The organism is Herbaspirillum sp. 1130 (assembly GCF_017833835.1).
GTDB lineage: Bacteria > Pseudomonadota > Gammaproteobacteria > Burkholderiales > Burkholderiaceae_D > Herbaspirillum > Herbaspirillum huttiense.
The window spans coordinates 875,354-893,602 of record NZ_JAFICQ010000002.1 but is presented as its reverse complement, the minus strand read 5'-3'; the positions used below and the strand labels follow the sequence as shown (position 1 = coordinate 893,602).

The 18,249-nt window shown below is 61.4% G+C and carries 14 protein-coding genes; 2 read left to right on the top strand and 12 right to left on the bottom strand.

The features are described 5' to 3' along the window. Window positions 1-34 precede the first annotated feature (34 nt). Window positions 35-1,312: an L-fuconate dehydratase gene (locus JOD78_RS12795; protein ID WP_121044366.1), complete on the bottom strand. Its 1,278-nt coding sequence runs from the start codon at window positions 1,310-1,312 to the stop codon at window positions 35-37. Window positions 1,313-1,674: 362 nt separating this feature from the next. Between JOD78_RS12795 and JOD78_RS12790 the strand changes: the two genes are divergently transcribed. Beyond that, entirely contained in the window at window positions 1,675-2,526 is an 852-nt protein-coding gene (locus JOD78_RS12790; RefSeq protein WP_134137212.1) for an IclR family transcriptional regulator, read from the top strand. A 56-nt stretch (window positions 2,527-2,582) separates the two neighbouring features. On the opposite strand, the gene JOD78_RS12785 is transcribed toward JOD78_RS12790, so the two are convergent. After that, on the bottom strand, window positions 2,583-3,464 hold the full coding sequence (locus JOD78_RS12785) for an SMP-30/gluconolactonase/LRE family protein (RefSeq protein ID WP_134137214.1): 882 nt from the start codon (window positions 3,462-3,464) through the stop codon (window positions 2,583-2,585). A 181-nt stretch (window positions 3,465-3,645) separates the two neighbouring features. Beyond that, window positions 3,646-4,785 (bottom strand): porin, encoded by a 1,140-nt coding sequence (locus JOD78_RS12780; RefSeq protein ID WP_121044375.1) that lies wholly within the window; start codon window positions 4,783-4,785, stop codon window positions 3,646-3,648. Between the two features lie 322 nt (window positions 4,786-5,107). Here JOD78_RS12780 and JOD78_RS12775 point away from each other — a divergent pair, with 322 nt between their 5' ends. Continuing rightward, complete coding sequence (locus JOD78_RS12775; RefSeq protein WP_039789102.1) at window positions 5,108-6,049, top strand: LysR family transcriptional regulator; 942 nt, start codon at window positions 5,108-5,110, stop codon at window positions 6,047-6,049. A gap of 347 nt (window positions 6,050-6,396) precedes the next feature. Here the strand turns inward: JOD78_RS12775 and JOD78_RS12770 are convergent, their stop codons facing one another. From JOD78_RS12770 to JOD78_RS12730, 9 genes are all read right to left on the bottom strand, one after another. After that, window positions 6,397-7,182, bottom strand: coding sequence for an SDR family oxidoreductase (locus JOD78_RS12770; RefSeq protein ID WP_039789823.1), 786 nt, complete (start codon window positions 7,180-7,182; stop codon window positions 6,397-6,399). Between the two features lie 66 nt (window positions 7,183-7,248). After that, entirely contained in the window at window positions 7,249-9,006 is a 1,758-nt protein-coding gene (locus JOD78_RS12765; RefSeq protein WP_039789103.1) for an IlvD/Edd family dehydratase, read from the bottom strand. A gap of 96 nt (window positions 9,007-9,102) precedes the next feature. Beyond that, window positions 9,103-10,314: a multiple monosaccharide ABC transporter permease gene (gene mmsB, locus JOD78_RS12760; protein WP_039789105.1), complete on the bottom strand. Its 1,212-nt coding sequence runs from the start codon at window positions 10,312-10,314 to the stop codon at window positions 9,103-9,105. Between the two features lie 83 nt (window positions 10,315-10,397). After that, a complete protein-coding gene (mmsA, locus tag JOD78_RS12755) occupies window positions 10,398-11,954 on the bottom strand; it encodes a multiple monosaccharide ABC transporter ATP-binding protein (protein WP_039789107.1) in 1,557 nt (518 codons plus the stop codon). Window positions 11,955-12,182: 228 nt separating this feature from the next. After that, on the bottom strand, window positions 12,183-13,256 hold the full coding sequence (gene chvE / locus JOD78_RS12750) for a multiple monosaccharide ABC transporter substrate-binding protein (protein ID WP_034336091.1): 1,074 nt from the start codon (window positions 13,254-13,256) through the stop codon (window positions 12,183-12,185). A 218-nt stretch (window positions 13,257-13,474) separates the two neighbouring features. Further along, complete coding sequence (gene yjfF / locus JOD78_RS12745) at window positions 13,475-14,497, bottom strand: galactofuranose ABC transporter, permease protein YjfF (protein ID WP_121044381.1); 1,023 nt, start codon at window positions 14,495-14,497, stop codon at window positions 13,475-13,477. Beyond that, the gene (locus JOD78_RS12740; protein ID WP_121044384.1) at window positions 14,494-15,573 is read right to left on the bottom strand and encodes an ABC transporter permease; all 1,080 of its coding nucleotides are present in this window, start codon (window positions 15,571-15,573) and stop codon (window positions 14,494-14,496) included. Before JOD78_RS12740 ends, yjfF begins: the two co-directional genes overlap by 4 nt. Continuing rightward, window positions 15,570-17,120: a sugar ABC transporter ATP-binding protein gene (locus tag JOD78_RS12735; RefSeq protein WP_034336094.1), complete on the bottom strand. Its 1,551-nt coding sequence runs from the start codon at window positions 17,118-17,120 to the stop codon at window positions 15,570-15,572. Before JOD78_RS12735 ends, JOD78_RS12740 begins: the two co-directional genes overlap by 4 nt. Window positions 17,121-17,244: 124 nt before the next feature. After that, window positions 17,245-18,216, bottom strand: a complete 972-nt coding sequence (locus tag JOD78_RS12730) for an ABC transporter substrate-binding protein (RefSeq protein WP_039789112.1) — start codon at window positions 18,214-18,216, stop codon at window positions 17,245-17,247. Window positions 18,217-18,249: the final 33 nt, after the last annotated feature.

Below are 18,249 nucleotides of genomic sequence, written 5' to 3'. Positions count from 1 at the left end.
CGTTTTCGTTCATCTTGTCGTGGTGGATGCAGTCTCAACCCCGGAAGCGGTACTGCTCCAGTGAAGCGGGCTTCATTTCGATCGAAAACCCCGGCAGGCTGGGCGGCATGTAGGCCGCATTGCGGATCACGCAGGGATCGACGAAGTGTTCGTGCAGGTGGTCCACGTATTCGGTCACGCGCCCTTCCTTGCTGCCGGAGATGCACAGGTAGTCGATCATCGACAGGTGCTGCACATATTCGCACAGGCCCACGCCACCCGCATGCGGGCAGACTACCTTGCCATATTTCGCGGCCATCAGCATGACGGCCAGGATTTCATTGACGCCACCGAGACGGCAGGAATCGATCTGCACCACATCGATGGCATCGCGCATGATGAACTGCTTGAACAGCACGCGGTTCTGGCACATCTCGCCGGTGGCGACCTTGACCGCGCCGATGCCGGCGCGGATCTTGCGATGGCCCTCCACATCATCCGGGCTGGTCGGCTCCTCGATGAACCAGGGTTGCGCAAAGGCCAATTCATTGACCCAGTCGATGGCCTGATCCACTTCCCACACCTGGTTGGCATCGATCATCAGATTGCGGTCCGGGCCCAGCACTTCGCGGGCGATGCGCACGCGGCGCTTGTCGTCTTCCAGGTCGCGGCCGACCTTGAGCTTGACGTAATTGAAGCCCTGGTCGATGGCTTCCTGGCACAGGCGGCGCAGCTTGGCGTCGTCATAGCCCAGCCAGCCGGCCGAGGTGGTGTAGCAGGGATAGCCTTCCTGTTCCAGGATGCGCAGGCGTTCGGCCTTGCCGGCTTCCTTTTCGCGCAGCAGGGCCAGCGCTTCGTCGGGGGTGATGCAATCGGTGATGTAGCGGAAATCGATGGTGCGCACCAGTTCCTCGGGCGACATGTCGGCCACCAGCTTCCACACCGGCTTGCCGGCCGCCTTGGCCCACAGGTCCCAGGCGGCATTGACCACTGCGCCGGTGGCCAGGTGGATCGCGCCCTTGTCCGGGCCGATCCAGCGCAGCTGGCTGTCAGAGGTGACGTGACGCCAGAAGCGGCCCATGTCGGCGGCGATCCAGTCCAGGTCCAGGCCCACCACCAGGTGCTCCATGGCGCGGATGGCGGCACAACAGATCTCGTTGCCGCGACCGATGGTGAAGGTCAGGCCGTGGCCCTTCAGTTGCTCATTGTCGGTATCGAGGATGACGTAGGCGGCGGAGTAATCCGGATCCGGATTCATTGCATCCGACCCATCCAGCGATTGCGAAGTGGGGAAGCGTACGTCCAGCACGCGCAGGGCAGTAATCTTGGTCATCGGTCTCTAGCGTGGATGCCGCTGCGGTGGCGTGCCGCAATCGGCTGGCCATCCGTGGCGGACAGCCTGGGGTGATCGTCTCCGGGGCCAGGCCCCTCTTTTGTTTTCTCTCACAAGTAAAATATCATTTCATCTGTGAGTGCCAGAGCATAACCTTGATTATCCTCCCATTGCCGGGCCAGTCCGATGAAGTTTCCGACCTGACCGATATCGATTTTGGGATGACGAGGCGAGGTCAAGAGATCATGCATGAAAAATTATTTTACGAATAAAATGGATTTTTCATCAAAATCCCCTACAATCCGGCCCCAGAAAAGCCTGCTTTTGCGATCTATCGTCCCCTGTCGCACCCGGAAAACGCCATGCCCAGAACCCGCAAACTCAATCCCGCCGAGGCTCCCGCCGTGCAGACGGCCGCCGACCACGAAGAGGACAGCGCTGCCGGCAAGACGCGCTACGCCGCGCCGGCGCTGGACAAGGGCCTGGATATCCTGGAGTTGCTGAGTCGCTCGGAACAGATGCTGACCCTGAACCAGATCTCGCGGCAACTGGGACGCAGCGTCAATGAAATCTTCCGCATGGTGGTCACGCTGGAACAGCGCGGTTACCTGGTGGCCGACAACGACCATTACCGGCTCTCTTTGAAACTGTTTGAGCTGGCCCATCATCATCAGCCGATCCGCTCGCTGGTGAGCACCGCCCTGCCCCACATGCGCGAGCTGGCCAATCGCTCCATGCAGTCCACCCACCTGACGGTCTACGAAGCGGGCCGCGTGATCGTGGTGGCGCAGGTCGACAGTCCCGAACGCTGGGCCTTCGGACTGAAGGTCGGGGCGCTGGTGAGCCTGACCGACACGGCATCCGGCCACGTGTTGCTGGCCTTCCGCGATGAAGCCGAACGCGCCAGCATGCTGGCCGCGCACGTGCGCATGGATGGCGAACAGGAAATCGGGACAGCGCAACTGATGCGCCAGATCGAGGACACGCGCAAACGCGGCCACTCGCGCATGGAAAGCCGGCAGATCCGCGGCGTGATCAACCTGTCCTATCCGGTGATGGGGGCCAACAACCGCATGCTGGCGGCCTTGAACGTGCCCTATATCGAACGCATCGACAAGAAGGTCAATCCCAGCCTGGACGAGGTGCAAGGCATCGTTCAGGAAATCTCGGCACGGCTGTCGCGGCTGATGGGGGATTCGAGTTTCGGGTCCTGAAGCGGACCCGATGAAAGGATGGCGTGGGGAGCGAAAGCCCCACGCCGCAGACGGCCTCAGCCGGCGAAACGCACTTCAGGCAAGCCGCGCACATCGGGATGCGGCACGCTGAACAAGCCACCGGCCAGCTTGTCTTGCGCGCGCTGTTCGGCGCTCATGCCTTCGTGCGCCGTGGTCACGAACAAGGTATCGAAGGCCGCCCCGCCGAAAGCCACGCAGGACGGCTGCGCCGTCGGCACTTCGACGATGCGGTCAATGCTGCCATCGGGCGCGAAGCGCACCACGCGCGCACCACCCCACTGGGCATTCCACAGGTACCCCTCCGCATCGACGGTCGACCCATCGGGGCCGCCCGGCTGCTGCGCCAGATCGGCGAAGACACGCTGATGGCTGACCGCGCCGCTGTCGGTGTCGTAATCACACACCATGATCTTGCCAGCCATGGAATCGCAGTGATACATCAGCTTGCCATCGAGGCTGAAACAGATGCTGTTGGAAATGGCGATGCCCGGCAGCGCCAGGCGCTCCAGGCTGAGGTCGGCATTGAGACGATAGAAGCTGGCGATGGGGTCGCGGCCTGCGTCCTCGTTCAATGTTCCGAAGACGAAACGGCCCTGGCGGTCGCAACGGCCATCGTTGAGCCGCGTGGTCGGCAGGTCATCTTCGATGCGGCAGATCGGGCTGATGCTGCCGGTGTCCAGGTCGAAGAAGGCCAGACGCGATGCGAGCCCGATCAGCAGGCGCCGGGCATCGGCCGTGAAGGCAAAGCAGCACAGGCGTTCCGGCATGCTCCAGCTGCGCGTGGCACCGCTGGCCGGATCATGGTTCCACAGGCGGGAGGCGTGGATGTCGGTCCAGAAGACCGTCTGCGAGCGCTCGCACCAGAGTACTCCTTCGCCCAGTTCATGATGTCCATCGACCAGCAATTGCGCATTCATCGGGGTTCCGCCTGCAAATCAAGAAAATGAAATAAACAAGATAAACAATATAAATTGTTTTGCACGACTGCGGCAGATACCGGAAACGTCTGCCACAAAGACAAAAAAGGGTGGGCTTGCGCCCACCCTCAACTACATCAAGACCACCTCAGGAAGGATTACATTACTGCTGTTCGTTGCATCAGAACGAGTGGGCGATACCGAAGTAACCGCCGGTCTGCTTCAGGCCCGACACGCCCAGGTTGCCGCCGTTTTCCAGCTGGTGGCTGGCACCGGTGCCGTTGCGGACGGTACCGACGTCAACGTACAGCAGGGTACGCTTGGACAGGAAGTAGTTCACGCCAGCCATGTACAGGTTGGAGGTGCCACCGCCGTTGCCCACGCCGGCCGCATTGACCGAAGCGTTGTTGGCGTTGACGTGGAACCATGCGCCGACCAGCTGGAATTGCGGGGTCACGTCATAGTTCGCGCCGACCCAGTAGTGGTTCGCACGATCCGGAGCACCGGCGACAGCGTCGCTGGCGCGCAGGTTTTCCCAGCCGGCGAACATCTTCAGCTTGTCGAACTTGTAGGTACCGCCGATGATCAGCTCCTTGGAGTGGCTCCAGATGTCGCTGTAGTTGCCGTTCGCATCGCGCACGGTGTCATAGATCACGCGCAGTTCCAGACCGTTCTTCTGGTAGGCCAGCGAGATGCCGTCCTTGCGGCCGTCGCTGGAACCAGCGTTGGGCACGCCACCGTTGAACGAACCCGGCTTTTCGCCCAGGCTGGTCTGCAGGCCGACGGTGAAACCGCCCATGTCAGGGCTGTTGTACTCGATGATGTTCGATGCACCCGGCCAGTTGCGGCCGTTGACCAGGCTGGCAGTACCGATGGCTTGTTGGCCGGTCGGATCCAGGTACCAGATGTCGTTGTTGATGAACAGGTTCTTGCCGACCTTGATGGAACCGGCGGAAGCCGAGGACAGGCCGACGTAGGAACGGCGGTTGAACAGTGCGGTACCGTTGCTGGTATCAGAACCGTTGAAGCTGCCCTTGGTCGAGTTGAAACCGGATTCCAGCAGGAAGAAGGCATTGGTACCGCCGCCCAGGTCTTCCGTGCCCTTGAAGCCGATCATGCTGGTGCCCCATTGGTTATTGGCAGCGCTCCAGCGAGTACCGGTGCCGTTGGCGCCGGCATTGGTCAGGAAGTCGACGCCGGCCACAACACGGCCGTAGATGGTGACACTGCTTTGCGCCTGCGCCTGTGCCGAGAACGCACCCATCAGCGCGAGCGCGCACAGGGTCTTTGCTCCAATAAAGGATGGCTTCACTTGCTTCATGAATAGTCTCCGTGGATATTGCCGTTTAAAATTTTTTTCGTCGGTGGGCTTGGCCGTGCAGCGTTGCACTTCAGACCCCTGGATCCTGACGGACTCCTGACAGTCTCCCAACTTGTTGTTTTTGATGCTGCCCGACCTTCTTCTCTTTCATCCCGCTGCTGTGCTGGTTGTCTCCTGTACAGCCCGGAATGTGGCTAGATACTAAGTATTCAGTTCATGTCTTTCCAATGAAATCTTTAGCAATTCCGATATGCGATTTGATATCATCAATTCCTAATAAAAAAACGATTGAAAAAATTTAGAAAACCGTCCCCGGAGACTTATGAAAAACAGTGACCCGAACTGGTTTCTGCGGGCGCGATTGAAGACCCGTCAGCTCCTGCTGCTGATCGCTCTCGACGACACCCGCAACATCCACCGCGCCGCCAGCGAGCTGAACATGACGCAGCCGGCTGCTTCCAAGCAACTCAAGGACCTCGAAGACATGCTGGGCGTGTCCCTGTTCGAGCGCCTGCCGCGCGGCATGCGGCCCACCATCTATGGCGAGGCCATGATCCGCCATGCGCGCATGGCCCTGACCAGCCTGTCCAAGGCGCACGAGGACATCGTGGCCCTGAAGTCCGGCCTGTCCGGCCAGGTCGATGTGGGCGTGATCCTCTCGCCCGGCATGGCCCTGTTGCCGCCGGCCATCGCGCGGGTCAAGGAACAAGCCCCGATGTTGCGCATCGGCGTTGAAGTGGAAAGCAGCAACATCCTGCTCTCGCGCCTGCTGCACGGCGAGCTGGACTTCATCATCGGCCGCATCCTGGATGAGGAAGCCCGTGGCGGCCTGCTCTATGAAGAGCTGGCCGACGAGCCGGTGTGCGCCGTGGCGCGGGTGGGACATCCCTTCCACACCCGCACCGACCTGACCCTGGCCGACCTCGCCAGCGAGGCCTGGATCATGGCCCCCAAGGGCAGCATCCTGCGCGCGCGCTGCGACCAGATGTTCCGCGAGCAAGGCCTGGCGCCGCCCTCCAACGTGGTCGACACCACCGCCATCCTGTTCATCACGAGCCTGCTGCAGCAGACCGATTTCATCTACGCCATGCCCACCGAAGTGGCGCGCTACTACACCCAGGCCCGCCTGATGGACATCCTGCCCATCGAACTGCCCTGCCGCATGGCCGGCTTCGGCATCATCACGCGCCAGGACAACCTGCTCTCGCCCGGGGCCAACCTGGTGCTGCAGTCCATCCGCGAAGTGGCGAAAATGATTTACTGATTCCCCCGCCTGCCCGGGCATGTGCCATGCCGGGGTCGGTTTCCTGCGCCGAGTTTTATTAAGAAATGTAAGGAAGCGTAAGCCTCTCTGAAATCGGCCGGAATCGCAGGAACAAAACTGAATTCACGCGACGCAAAACTTTAAAAAAACGCGGCAAAAAAACAACACTTCAGGCAGGTAAAAAACTAAGTTTTTTCAAGCTGTCATACAGCTTTTTTCTGAAACGGCCTCACTTCTCTTCCCGCTTCGACACTCTTTTGGCGTTTGCGCAAAATTTGCGCAAAAAAAAGAGTCGCCATTTGGCGACTCTTTCTGGTCCGCAGCGCAGACGCGCTTCATCAACCCGCTCACACCCATCCGGCGTCGACGATGAATTCCTGCGCGGTACACATCGCGCTGTCGTCCGCCGCCAGGAACAGTACCATGCGCGCCAGGTGCCAGGGCAGCAGGTCACCCTGCAGGCATTGATTGCGCGCGATCGCCTTCTTGCCTTCTTCATCCAGCCACAGCTTGATCTGGCGTTCGGTCATGACCCAGCCCGGTGTCACGGTATTGACGCGGATCTTGTGCGGACCGAGGTCGCGCGCCAGGCCACGGGTCAGGCCCAGGGTCGAGGCCTTGGCCGTGGTATAGACCGGGAAGCCGCCACCGGACTGGTGCCAGCTGATCGAGCTGAAGTTGATGATGGAACCGCCGCCACGGCGTTTCATGCCTTCCACCACCGACTGCACGGCGAAGAAGGACGGACGCTGGTTGATGGCGATGCGGTCGTTCCAGTACTCCAGCGTCACTTCTTCCAGCTTGTGGCGCTGGTCATTGGCGGCATTGTTGACCAGCACGTCGAAGTCGCCGAGCTGTCCTTGCAGCTCGGCGATGGTCGCCTGGAAGGCGGGAATGTCGCGCAGGTCGCAATGACGGAACAGCGGCTTGGGGTGGCCGGCCGCCGCGATGTCATTGCACAGTGCTTCGCTGGCTTCGGTGGCGATATCGACGAAGGCCACATGCGCACCTTGTTGCGCAAACGCTTCGACGATGGCCGCACCGATGCCGGTGCCGCCGCCGGTGATGAAGACGCGCTTGCCCTTGAGGCTGGGGAAGTTCGCCAGTTGCACGTTCTGGGGAGTATTGCTCATGAGGTTTCCTTGCAGGCCGGTGCGCGCGCACAGCGCGGCACCGGCATCATGATGACGGGAAGAAGATCAGTGCGAGTGCTTGGGCACGGCCGCGCCACGGCAACCGACCAGGAAGTCGAAGTCACAGCCTTCGTCAGCCTGCAGCACGCGGTCCACGTACAGGGACTGGTAACCGCCGGCCATCTCCGGTTTGCGTTCGGCCAGCACCTTGGCGCGTTCGGCCAGGCGGCGCTGCATCTCTTCTTCGCTGATGTCCAGCTGCAGCTTGCCGGCATAGGCGTCAAGTTCGATGAAGTCGCCATCCTGCACGATGCCCAGCGGACCGCCGGCAGCCGCTTCCGGCGCCACGTGCAGGATCACGGTGCCGTAGGCGGTACCGCTCATGCGCGCATCCGAAATGCGGACCATGTCCTTCACACCGGTAGCCAGCACCTTGGGCGGCAAGCCCATGTTGCCCACTTCAGCCATGCCCGGATAACCCTTGGGACCGACGTTCTTCATCACCAGCACGCAGCTGGCATCGACGTCCAGATCAGGATCGTTGATGCGTTCCTTGTAGTGCGCGAAGTCCTCGAAGACCACGGCGCGGCCGCGATGCTTCATCAGTTCAGGCGTGGCCGCCGACGGCTTCAGTACCGCGCCGCGCGGCGCCAGGTTGCCGCGCAGGATGCAGATGCCGCCATCCTCGATCAGCGGCTTGGCCAGCGGGCGCACCACTTCATCGTTGTAGATCGGCGCATCCTTGACGTTGTCCCACATGGTCTGGCCGTTGACGGTCAGGGCATCCTTGTGCGGCAGCAGGTCGGCTTCGCCCATGCGGCGCAGCACGGCAGGCAGGCCGCCGGCGTAGTAGAACTCTTCCATCAGGTAGCGGCCCGAGGGCTGCAGGTCGACGATGGTCGGGGTGCCACGGCCGATGCGGGTCCAGTCTTCCAGCTCAAGGTCCACGCCGATGCGGCCGGCGATGGCCTTCAGGTGGATCACGGCATTGGTGGAACCACCGATGGCGGCGTTGGTGCGGATCGCATTCTCGAAGGCCTTGCGGGTCAGGATCTTGGACAGGGTCAGGCCTTCCCAGACCATGTCGACGATACGCATGCCGGACAAGTGCGCGAGAACATAGCGGCGCGCATCAACGGCCGGAATCGCCGCATTGTGCGGCAGCGACACGCCCAGCGACTCGGCCATGCACGCCATGGTGGAGGCGGTGCCCATGGTGTTGCAGGTACCGGCCGAACGCGACATGCCGGCCTCAGCCGCCATGAAGTCGTGGATGGTGATTTCACCGGCCTTGACCTGTTCCGACAATTGCCACACCACGGTACCGGAACCGATGTCGCGGCCCTGGTGCTTGCCGTTGAGCATCGGACCGCCGGTGACGACGATGGCCGGCACGTCGCAGCTGGCCGCGCCCATCAGCAGGGCCGGGGTGGTCTTGTCGCAGCCGGTCAGCAGCACCACGCCGTCGATCGGATTGCCGCGGATCGATTCTTCCACGTCCATGCTGGCCAGGTTGCGGGTCAGCATGGCGGTCGGGCGCAGGTTGGATTCACCGTTGGAGAACACCGGGAATTCCACCGGGAAGCCGCCGGCTTCGATGATGCCGCGACGCACGTGTTCGGCGATCTTGCGGAAGTGGGCGTTGCAGGGCGTCAGTTCCGACCAGGTGTTGCAGATGCCGATGACCGGCTTGCCCTGGAACTCGTGGTCGGGGATGCCCTGGTTCTTCATCCAGCTGCGGTACATGAAACCGTTCTTGTCGGCGGTACCGAACCAGCCGGCCGAGCGCAGGGTGCGGCTCTTGTCTTTTTTGTCGCTACTCATTGTTGAATTCCCGAATGACAGAAAACGAAGGATCTCGAAAAACGCTTGCACCCGAATGCAAAAGGCGGGCGCCAGGCCCGCCTTGCTTGATCCGGATTACTTGTTCTTGTTGTAGACGTCGAAGCAGACGGCCATCAGCAGGACCAGGCCCTTGATCATCTGCTGGTAGTCGATGCCGATGCCCATGATGGACATGCCATTGTTCATCACGCCCATGATGAAGGCGCCGATGACTGCACCCATGACCTTGCCCACGCCGCCGGAAGCCGATGCGCCGCCGATGAAGCAGGCTGCGATCACGTCCAGTTCGAAGCCCAGGCCCGCCTTGGGGGTGGCGGTGTTCAGACGCGCTGCGAAGATCAGGCCGGCCAGTGCCGCCAGCACGCCCATGTTGACGAAGGTGAAGAAGGACACGCGCTCGGTCTTGATGCCCGACAGCTTGGCCGCCTTTTCATTGCCGCCCACGGCATAGACGCGACGGCCCAGGGTGGTACGGCTGGTGATGAAGGTGTAGAGCACCATCAGCGCGAACATGATGATCAGCACGTTGGGCATGCCGCGATAGGTCGACAGCAGGTAGCTGAAGGCGATGATGGCGATGGCGAAGACGCCGTTCTTGAGCAGGAAGAACATGGCCGGTTCATCTTCCATGCCATGCTTGGTCTGCTTGCGGCGGCCATGCAGCTTGACCAGGATCAGCACCACGGCGGCAATGATGCCGACGATCAGCGAGGTGGTGCGGAAGGTGGTGTTGTCGGTCAGCTCAGGGATGAAGCCCGAGGACAGCATCTGGAAGGTCTGCGGGAAGGGGCCCAGGGATTGGCCTTGCAGCAGTGCCAGCGCCATGCCCTTGAAGACCAGCATGCCGGCCAGGGTGACGATGAAGGACGGGATCTTGAAGTAGGCGATCCAGTAGCCCTGCGCTGCGCCGATCAGGGCGCCGGCGATCAGGCAGACAATGGAGGCCGGCACGAAGCCCCAGCCGTAGTCCACCATCAGCACGGCGGCCAGTGCGCCGATCAGGCCCACCACCGAGCCCACCGACAGGTCGATGTGGCCGGCCACGATCACCATCAGCATGCCCAGCGCCATGATGACGATGTAGCTGTTCTGCAGGACCAGGTTGGTCAGGTTCAGCGGACGCATCAGCGTGCCGTCGGTCATGATCTGGAAGAAGGCCATGATGGCCACCAGCGACATCAGCATGCCGTATTCGCGCATGTTGTTCTTCAGGAAGCTGCCGTAGTCCTTCTTTTCGACGGCGCCGCTGGCGACGGCCGGTTTCTTGCTCATGTCAATGCTCTCCATTGTCTTGCTCCTCGGGTGCTCTCTGGTCTTGATGGACTTTATGGGTGATGCTGCCGGTTTGGCTCCGGCTTGATAATGGGTGTTCAGGCGGCTTGCGACAGGCCCGGATCATCGATGCGCTTGTTGCGCATGATGGCGCGCATGATGCTTTCCTGAGTCGCTTCGGCCTTGGGCAGGTGGCCCACGAACTGGCCTTCGTTCATCACGTAGATGCGGTCGCACATGCCCAGCAGTTCCGGCATTTCCGAGGAGATCATGATGATGCACTTGCCCTCGGCCGCCAGCTTGCTGATGATGTTGTAGATCTCGAACTTGGCACCGACGTCGATGCCGCGCGTGGGTTCATCCAGGATCAGCACTTCCGGCTGGGAGAACAGCCACTTCGACAGCACCACCTTCTGCTGATTGCCGCCGGAGAGGTTGACCACCTTCTGCAGCACGCTGGAACAGCGGATGCGCATCTGCTGCTTGAAATCGGCCGCGATCTTGTACTCGCGCGCCTCGTCGATGACGGTGCGCTCGGAGACGCCGCCCAGATTGGCCAGCGAGATGTTCTTCTTGATGTCTTCTTCCAGCACCAGGCCATCGCCCTTGCGGTCTTCGGTGACGTAGGCGATGCCCTTGTCGATGGCCTTCTCGATGGTGGACAGGTCCACTTCCTTGCCGTGCAGGAAGGCCTGGCCGGTGATCTTCTTGCCGTAGGCACGGCCGAAGATGCTCTTGGCCAGCTCGGTACGGCCCGCACCCATCAGCCCGGCGATGCCGACGATCTCGCCAGCGCGCACGGTCATGTTGACGTCCTTGATGGCCAGGCGATCCGAGTGCAGCGGATGGTGCACACGCCAGTCGCGCACTTCAAAAATCACGTCGCCGATCTTGGGATCGCGCTGCGGATAGCGGTCGGCCATTTCGCGGCCCACCATGTGCTGGATGATGCGGTCTTCGCTGATCGGTTCAGCGCGGCAGTCGAAGGTATCGACCGTGGTGCCGTCGCGCAGCACGGTGATCGAATCGGCCACCTTGGAAATTTCGTTGAGCTTGTGCGAGATCAGGATCGAGGCGATGCCCTGGCGCTTCAGTTCCAGCAGCAGTTCCAGCAGCGCATCGGAGTCGCTTTCATTGAGGCTGGCGGTCGGCTCGTCCAGGATCAGCAGCTTGACTTCCTTGGAGAGCGCCTTGGCGATCTCGATCAACTGCTGCTTGCCCACGCCGAGGTCACCGACCTTGGTCAGCGGGGATTCCTTCAGACCGACCTTGGCCAGCAGTTCCTTGGCGCGCACGTAGGATTGTTCCCAGTCGATCACGCCGCCGCGGGCTTGCTCGTTGCCGAGGAACAGGTTTTCCATCACCGACAGCAGCGGCACCAGCGCCAGCTCCTGGTGGATGATGATGATGCCCAGGTGTTCGCTGTCGCGGATATCCTTGAAGGCACGCACCTCACCCTTGTAGACGATGTCGCCGGAATAGCTGCCGTGCGGGTAGACGCCCGAGAGCACCTTCATCAGCGTGGATTTGCCGGCGCCGTTTTCGCCGACGATCGCATGGATCTCGCCTTCGCGCACGGCCAGGTTGACGTTGTTCAACGCCTTCACACCCGGGAAGCTTTTCTCGATGCCGCGCATTTCCAGAATGTTGCTCATGATGCTGACCTCTCATTTGCCGGGCTTGCGTGGATCACGTAGCCGGACTTGTTTGTCTCTTGCGCGTTGCAGTGGGGCAAGCGCGACTTCCTGAAAGAATTAGTCCCGCACAGAGCGGGACCATGCTGTTCTTCTTACGGTGATTCTTGTTCTTGTTGGGTCTTGCGGTACTGCCGCAGGCGGCGACGACATCGAGGATGCCGGCCGCCCGCGTATTACATCAAAGGATTACTTCAGTTGTGCTTCGGTGTAGTAACCGCTGCCCACCAGGATTTCCTTCCAGTTCGACTTGTCGACCACGACCGGCTTCAACAGGTAGGAAGGCACAACCTTCACGCCGTTGTTGTAGGTCTTGGTGTCGTTGATCTGGGGTTGCTTGCCACCCAGGACGGCGTCAACCATACCGACGGTAACCTTGGCCAGTTCGCGGGTGTCCTTGAAGATGGTGGAGTACTGTTCGCCACGGATGATGGACTTGACCGAAGGCACTTCCGCATCCTGACCCGAGACATACGGGAACGGCTGTTGCGGGGTGCCGTAGCCGACGCCGCGCAGCGAGGACAGGATACCGATGGACAGGCCGTCATACGGGGACAGCACGGCGTTGACCTTGGCGTTGGTGTAGAAGGCCGACAGCAGGTTGTCCATACGGGCTTGGGCGGTAGCCGGATCCCAGCGCAGGGTCGCAACCTTGTCCATGCCCATCTGCTTGGAACGCACCACCAGCTTGCCGCTGTCGATGTAGGGCTTCAGGACCGACATGGCGCCGTTGTAGAAGAAGAACGCGTTGTTGTCGTCCGAGGAACCGCCGAACAGTTCGATGTTGAACGGACCCTTGCCTTCCTTCAGGCCCAGGGCCTTTTCCAGCGATTGTGCCTGCAGCACGCCGACCTGGAAGTTGTCGAAGGTGGCGTAGTAGTCGACGTTCTTGGAACCACGGATCAGGCGGTCATAAGCGATGACCTTGACGCCCTTGTCGGCGGCCTTCTGCAGCACGTCGGTCAGGGTGGTGCCGTCGATGGCGGCGATCACCAGCACCTTGGCGCCCTTGGTCAGCATGTTCTCGATCTGGGACAGCTGGTTGGGGATGTCGTCTTCCGCGTATTGCAGGTCGGTCTGGTAGCCCTTTTCCTTCAGGACCTTGACCATGTTGTTGCCGTCAGCGATCCAGCGTGCCGAAGACTTGGTGGGCATGGCCACACCGACCAGCTGCTTGCTCTGTGCGCTCACTTGGGCGCTGATGGACATCAGGGTGACGCCCAGGCCGAGGGCAATACCGCTCAATACGGATTTGATTTTCATGCTTCGAGTCTCCAGTCTCATTGTTGGAATGGCGTGTTGTAGTTATCTAAAACAGCGCCGTGATTTCTGATGAATGTCATGCAGAGCAACTGTTTTGCGGGCTCTACATTAATTGCTTTACCAATACATTTCTAATGATTTTTTGAGCGTAATGGATATGTTTTTCGGTATAACTCCCTCTATGTAAAGTTATCTTAATTAAGCTTAAAAAATCCCGCCTAAGCCACGGCTGGCGCGGCTTTCGCCGATCCGGCCGATTTGCCGCGCAGGGCTCCCAGGGAAATGACACGCTGCGCGACGCAAAAGACGAACAGCAGCGCGCCAATGAAGATCTTGGTCCACCACGAACTGAGGCTGCCATCGAAGGCAATGAGGGTCTGGATCACGCCAAGGATGAGCACGCCGGTCAGTGTTCCCGCCACGTAACCATAGCCGCCGGTGAGGAGCGTGCCGCCGATGACCACGGCCGCAATCGCGTCCAGTTCCACACCCTGCGCATGCAACCCGTACCCCGAAAGCATGTAGAAGGAGAACAGCACACCCGCCACCGATGCGCAGAATCCGCTGAAGGCATACACCAGAACCTTGGTGCGTCCGACCGGCAAGCCCATCAGCAGCGCCGAGCTCTCGCTGCCGCCGATGGCGTAGACGGCGCGTCCGAAGCGGGTGCCATGGGCCATCCAGATCGCCACGGCCAGCACGATCAGGGCGATGACCACGCTGGGCGAGATGAACAGTCCGCCGAACTCCAGCCGCGACTGCGACAGTTCCACGAACAGTGGCTCATCGATGGTGATGGAATTGATGCTGATGAGGTAGCACAGTCCGCGCGCCAGGAACATCCCTGCCAGGGTGACGATGAAGGCCTGCAGTTTGAAGTAATGGATCATCGCGCCCATCGCCGCACCGAAGCCCGCGCCCATCAGCAGGACGGTCGCGATCACCAGCAGCGGCGGCCAGTGCCAGTTCTGCAGCAGGAAAGCCGCCACCATGGTGGTCAGCGCCAGCACCGACCCGACCGAGAGGTCAATGCCGCCGGAAAGGATGACGAAGGTCATGCCGATGGCCACCACCAGCAGGAAGGCATTGTCGATCAGCAGGTTCAGCATCACCTGCGGCGACAGGAAGCCATCGTAGCCAAACGCCCCGATGACCAGCATCAGCACCAGCAGCGCCACCGTAACCATGGAGGTGAACCACGGCGCGTGCGAAGCGCGCCGCAAGGAAGAAGCAAGCATCATGATTTGGACATCCTCAACATGCGGCGGAACTCCGGCGACTGCGACAGGCAGACCAGGAACACCACGATGGACTTGACCACCATATTGACTTCCGGCGGCACCCCCAGCGAATAGATCGTATAAGTCAGCGTCTGGATGATGAGCGCACCGATGACGCTGCCCACCAGGCTGAACTTGCCCCCGGCCAGCGAGGTGCCGCCCAGGGTCACGGCCAGGATCGCATCCAGTTCCAGCAGCAGGCCGGCGTTGTTGGCGTCGGCGCTCTTGATGTTGGAGGCGATCATCAACCCCGCCAACCCGGCGCAGGCACTGCAGAACATGTAGACGAAGAAGATCAGCGCGGCAGTACGGATGCCGGCCAGGCGCGAGGCCACCGGATTGATGCCGACCGACTGGATGAACAGCCCCAGCGCGGTCTTCTTCATCAGCAATGCCAGCAGCAGGAACATGGCCCCGGCGATGTAGAGCGAGAACGGCAAGCCGAACAGGTAGCCACCGCCCAGGAAGAAGAAGGGCTTGTAATACACCGTCACGATCTGGCCATCGGTGAGCAGCTGCGCCAGCCCGCGTCCGGCTACCATCAGGATCAGCGTGGCGATGATGGGCTGCAGTCCGAGACCGGCCACCAGCAAGCCGTTCCACGCTCCGCACAGCAGTGCCGCACCCATCGCCGCGCACAGGGCCCACACCATCGGCACGTTGCTGACGTATTCAGAGACACCATTGACCACCACCATCTTGCCGCCGATGAGAACGGCCGCAACGGCACCGGAGATGGCCACCACCGCGCCCACCGAAATGTCCACCCCGCGCGTGGCGATCACCAGCGTCATGCCGAGCGCTGCCAGCATCAGCGGTGCGGCACGGTTGATGATGTCGATCAGTGCGCCATACAGGTGGCCATCCTTGATCTCCAGCTTGAAGAAGCCCGGCACCAGCAGGAAATCGATCAGCAGCAGCAAGGCCAGCGCCGCCAGCGGACGCACCAGCGGGTGACGCAGCAGTGCTGCAAAAACCGGCGCGCTGCCGCTGGCGGCGCTGTCGGGAATCAGTTTGGAATCCATGGATGCACTCATGCGGCCTCTCCCGCGATCACCTGCAAGACCGATTGCTCATCGAGCTCACCGCGACGGTACTCGCCGCAGGCGCGGCGGTCACGCAGCACCAGCATGCGGTCGCTGCAGCGCAGGACCTCGGGAATCTCCGAGGAAATGAAAAGAATGGACATGCCCTTGCGGCACATGGCGATGACGAAATCCATGATCTCCTGCTTGGCCCGCACATCGATGCCGCGCGTGGGTTCATCCAGGATCAGCATGCCCGGATCGGTGGCCAGCCAGCGCGCCAGCAAGGCCTTCTGCTGGTTGCCGCCGGAGAGCAGACCGATGGGCGTTTCCAGGTCGGCCGTCTTGATGCCGAGCCACTTGACGTAATCGGCGGCGATCTGGTTCTGGCGCTTGCGCGGCAGCACGCGGAACAACCCTTGCCTTGCCTGCAGCGCCAGGATGATGTTTTCGCGCACGGAGAGTTCGAGGATCGCGCCCTCCTTCTTGCGATCCTCCGAACAGAAACCGATGCCCGCCGCGATCGCATCGCGCGGATTGTCGAGCTTCACGCTGCGGCCTTCGATGCGCAATTGCCCGCAATCGGCGCGGTCGGCACCGAACAGCAGGCGCGCCATCTCGGTCCGTCCGGAACCGAGCAGACCGCACAGGCCGAAGACTTCACCGCGCCGCAATTCCAGGTCCTGCGGGGACAGCACGCCACGCCGGCCGAAACCATCCGCCTGCAGGAAGACCTCGCCCTTGCCGGCTTCATCGGCCGACAGCCCTGCAGCCAGTGCCTCGGCACCCGCTTCCACCTTGCGGTGATCGACGGCGGTCACGCCGACCATCTTGTTGACCAGGTCCAGCCGCGACAAATCGCCGACCAGATATTCGCCCTCGCGCACGCCATTGCGCAGCACGGTAATGCGATCCGAGATGTCGTAGGTCTGGTCCAGGAAGTGGGTCACGAAAAGAATCGCCATCCCCTGCTCGCGCAGGCGGCGCAGCACCTTGAAGAGTTGCTGGACCTCGGCTTCGTCCAGGCTGGAGGTCGGCTCATCGAGAATGAGCACCTTGGCCGAGACCGAGAGCGCACGCGAGATCGCCACCATCTGCTGGATCGCCAGCGGATAGGACGACAGCAGCGCGCCGACATCGATGTCGATCTGCAGCTGCTGCAGCAATTGCTTCGACTGTGCATGCACGCTCTTCCAGTCGATGCGGCCGAAACGGCGGGGATAGCGGCCGACGAAGATGTTCTCGGCCACGGAAAGATTGGGACACAGGTTGACTTCCTGGTAGACCGTGCTGATGCCCAGCGACTGCGCCTCCAGGGTAGAGGCCGGCGCAATGGCGCGGCCATCCAGTTCGATCTTGCCTGCATCGGGTTCATGCACGCCGGTCAAGACCTTGATCAGCGTGGACTTGCCTGCGCCATTCTGTCCCATCAGGGTATGCACTTCCCCCGGGAACAGCCGCAGGCCGACATCGGTGAGCGCCTTCACGCCCGCGAATGCCTTGTGGATACCGCTCAATTCCAGCATGGGACGCGCCTGCGTCCCGACAGACATCGTCATCGCAACTCCATCAGAAGCATCGGAATCCTGATGGGCGCGCGCCGTCTTGCGCACTCCCATCAGGCCACACCAGCACCGCGCGCGCCCTGGGCAATCCAGTGCGCGCGCTGCCGTCATGCAGGCATCAATACTTGCGGTTCGGGAATTCCTTGGCCGCCACTTCGGCCGGGAAGATGCCTTCCTCGGTGGTGATGCGCTTGGGGACTTCCTTGCCGGCCTTGATGTCCTTGGCGATCTGCATCAGTTGCGGGCCCAGCAGCGGGCTGCATTCGACGGTGACATTGAGCTTGCCGGCCATCATGGCTTCGAAGGCACCCTTGACGCCATCAATGGAGATGATGGTGATGTCCTTGCCCGGCTTGAGGCCTGCTTCTTCGATGGCCTGGATGGCGCCGATGGCCATGTCGTCATTGTGGGCGTAGAGCACGTTGATCTTCTTGCCCTCGGCCTTGAGGAAGGCTTCCATCACTTCCTTGCCCTTGGCGCGGGTGAAGTCGCCGGTCTGCGAGCGGATGATCTTCAGGCGCGGTTCGCTCTTGATGACTTCCTCGAAACCGGCCTTGCGGTCGATGGCCGGTGCCGAACCGACGGTGCCTTGCAGTTCGACGATGTTGATGTCGCCGGCGGGCATGGACTTGGCCTTGTCCAGCAACCAGCGGCCGGCGCGGCGGCCTTCTTCCACGAAGTCCGAACCGATGAAGGTGACGTACAGCGACTTGTCAGAAACGTTGACGGCGCGGTCGGTCAGGATGACCGGAATCTTGGCGGCCTTGGCTTCACGCAGCACGGTTTCCCAGCCCGATTCCACCACCGGCGAGAAGGCGATCACGTCGACCTTTTGCGCGATGAAGGAGCGGATTGCCTTGACCTGGTTTTCCTGCTTCTGCTGGGCGTCGGCGAATTTCAGGTTGACGCCGGCCTGCTTGGCGGCGTCCTTGATCGATACGGTATTGGCGGTGCGCCATTCACTTTCGGCACCCACTTGGGAGAAGCCCATGGTCAGTGGTTTGTCGGCGGCAAAGGCGGGGAAGCTCACGGCGCTGCCCAGGCTCATGCAAATGGCTGCGCCCAGAAGCGCTCTTCTCTTCGAATTCATTGTCAGTCTCCGTTGACAGGGAATTGTGGACTT

Excerpts from the sequence above, each read along its gene's own strand:
- JOD78_RS12730 (WP_039789112.1), bottom strand. The coding sequence starts at position 18,216 with ATGAATTCGAAGAGAAGAGCGCTTCTGGGCGCAGCCATTTGCATGAGC.
- JOD78_RS12735 (WP_034336094.1), bottom strand. The coding sequence starts at position 17,120 with ATGACGATGTCTGTCGGGACGCAGGCGCGTCCCATGCTGGAATTGAGC.
- JOD78_RS12795 (WP_121044366.1), bottom strand. The coding sequence starts at position 1,312 with ATGACCAAGATTACTGCCCTGCGCGTGCTGGACGTACGCTTCCCCACT.
- JOD78_RS12780 (WP_121044375.1), bottom strand. The coding sequence starts at position 4,785 with ATGAAGCAAGTGAAGCCATCCTTTATTGGAGCAAAGACCCTGTGCGCG.
- mmsB (WP_039789105.1), bottom strand. The coding sequence starts at position 10,314 with ATGGAGAGCATTGACATGAGCAAGAAACCGGCCGTCGCCAGCGGCGCC.
- JOD78_RS12785 (WP_134137214.1), bottom strand. The coding sequence starts at position 3,464 with ATGAATGCGCAATTGCTGGTCGATGGACATCATGAACTGGGCGAAGGA.
- JOD78_RS12790 (WP_134137212.1), top strand. The coding sequence starts at position 1,675 with ATGCCCAGAACCCGCAAACTCAATCCCGCCGAGGCTCCCGCCGTGCAG.
- JOD78_RS12770 (WP_039789823.1), bottom strand. The coding sequence starts at position 7,182 with ATGAGCAATACTCCCCAGAACGTGCAACTGGCGAACTTCCCCAGCCTC.
- mmsA (WP_039789107.1), bottom strand. The coding sequence starts at position 11,954 with ATGAGCAACATTCTGGAAATGCGCGGCATCGAGAAAAGCTTCCCGGGT.
- JOD78_RS12740 (WP_121044384.1), bottom strand. The coding sequence starts at position 15,573 with ATGAGTGCATCCATGGATTCCAAACTGATTCCCGACAGCGCCGCCAGC.
- JOD78_RS12765 (WP_039789103.1), bottom strand. The coding sequence starts at position 9,006 with ATGAGTAGCGACAAAAAAGACAAGAGCCGCACCCTGCGCTCGGCCGGC.
- chvE (WP_034336091.1), bottom strand. The coding sequence starts at position 13,256 with ATGAAAATCAAATCCGTATTGAGCGGTATTGCCCTCGGCCTGGGCGTC.
- yjfF (WP_121044381.1), bottom strand. The coding sequence starts at position 14,497 with ATGATGCTTGCTTCTTCCTTGCGGCGCGCTTCGCACGCGCCGTGGTTC.
- JOD78_RS12775 (WP_039789102.1), top strand. The coding sequence starts at position 5,108 with ATGAAAAACAGTGACCCGAACTGGTTTCTGCGGGCGCGATTGAAGACC.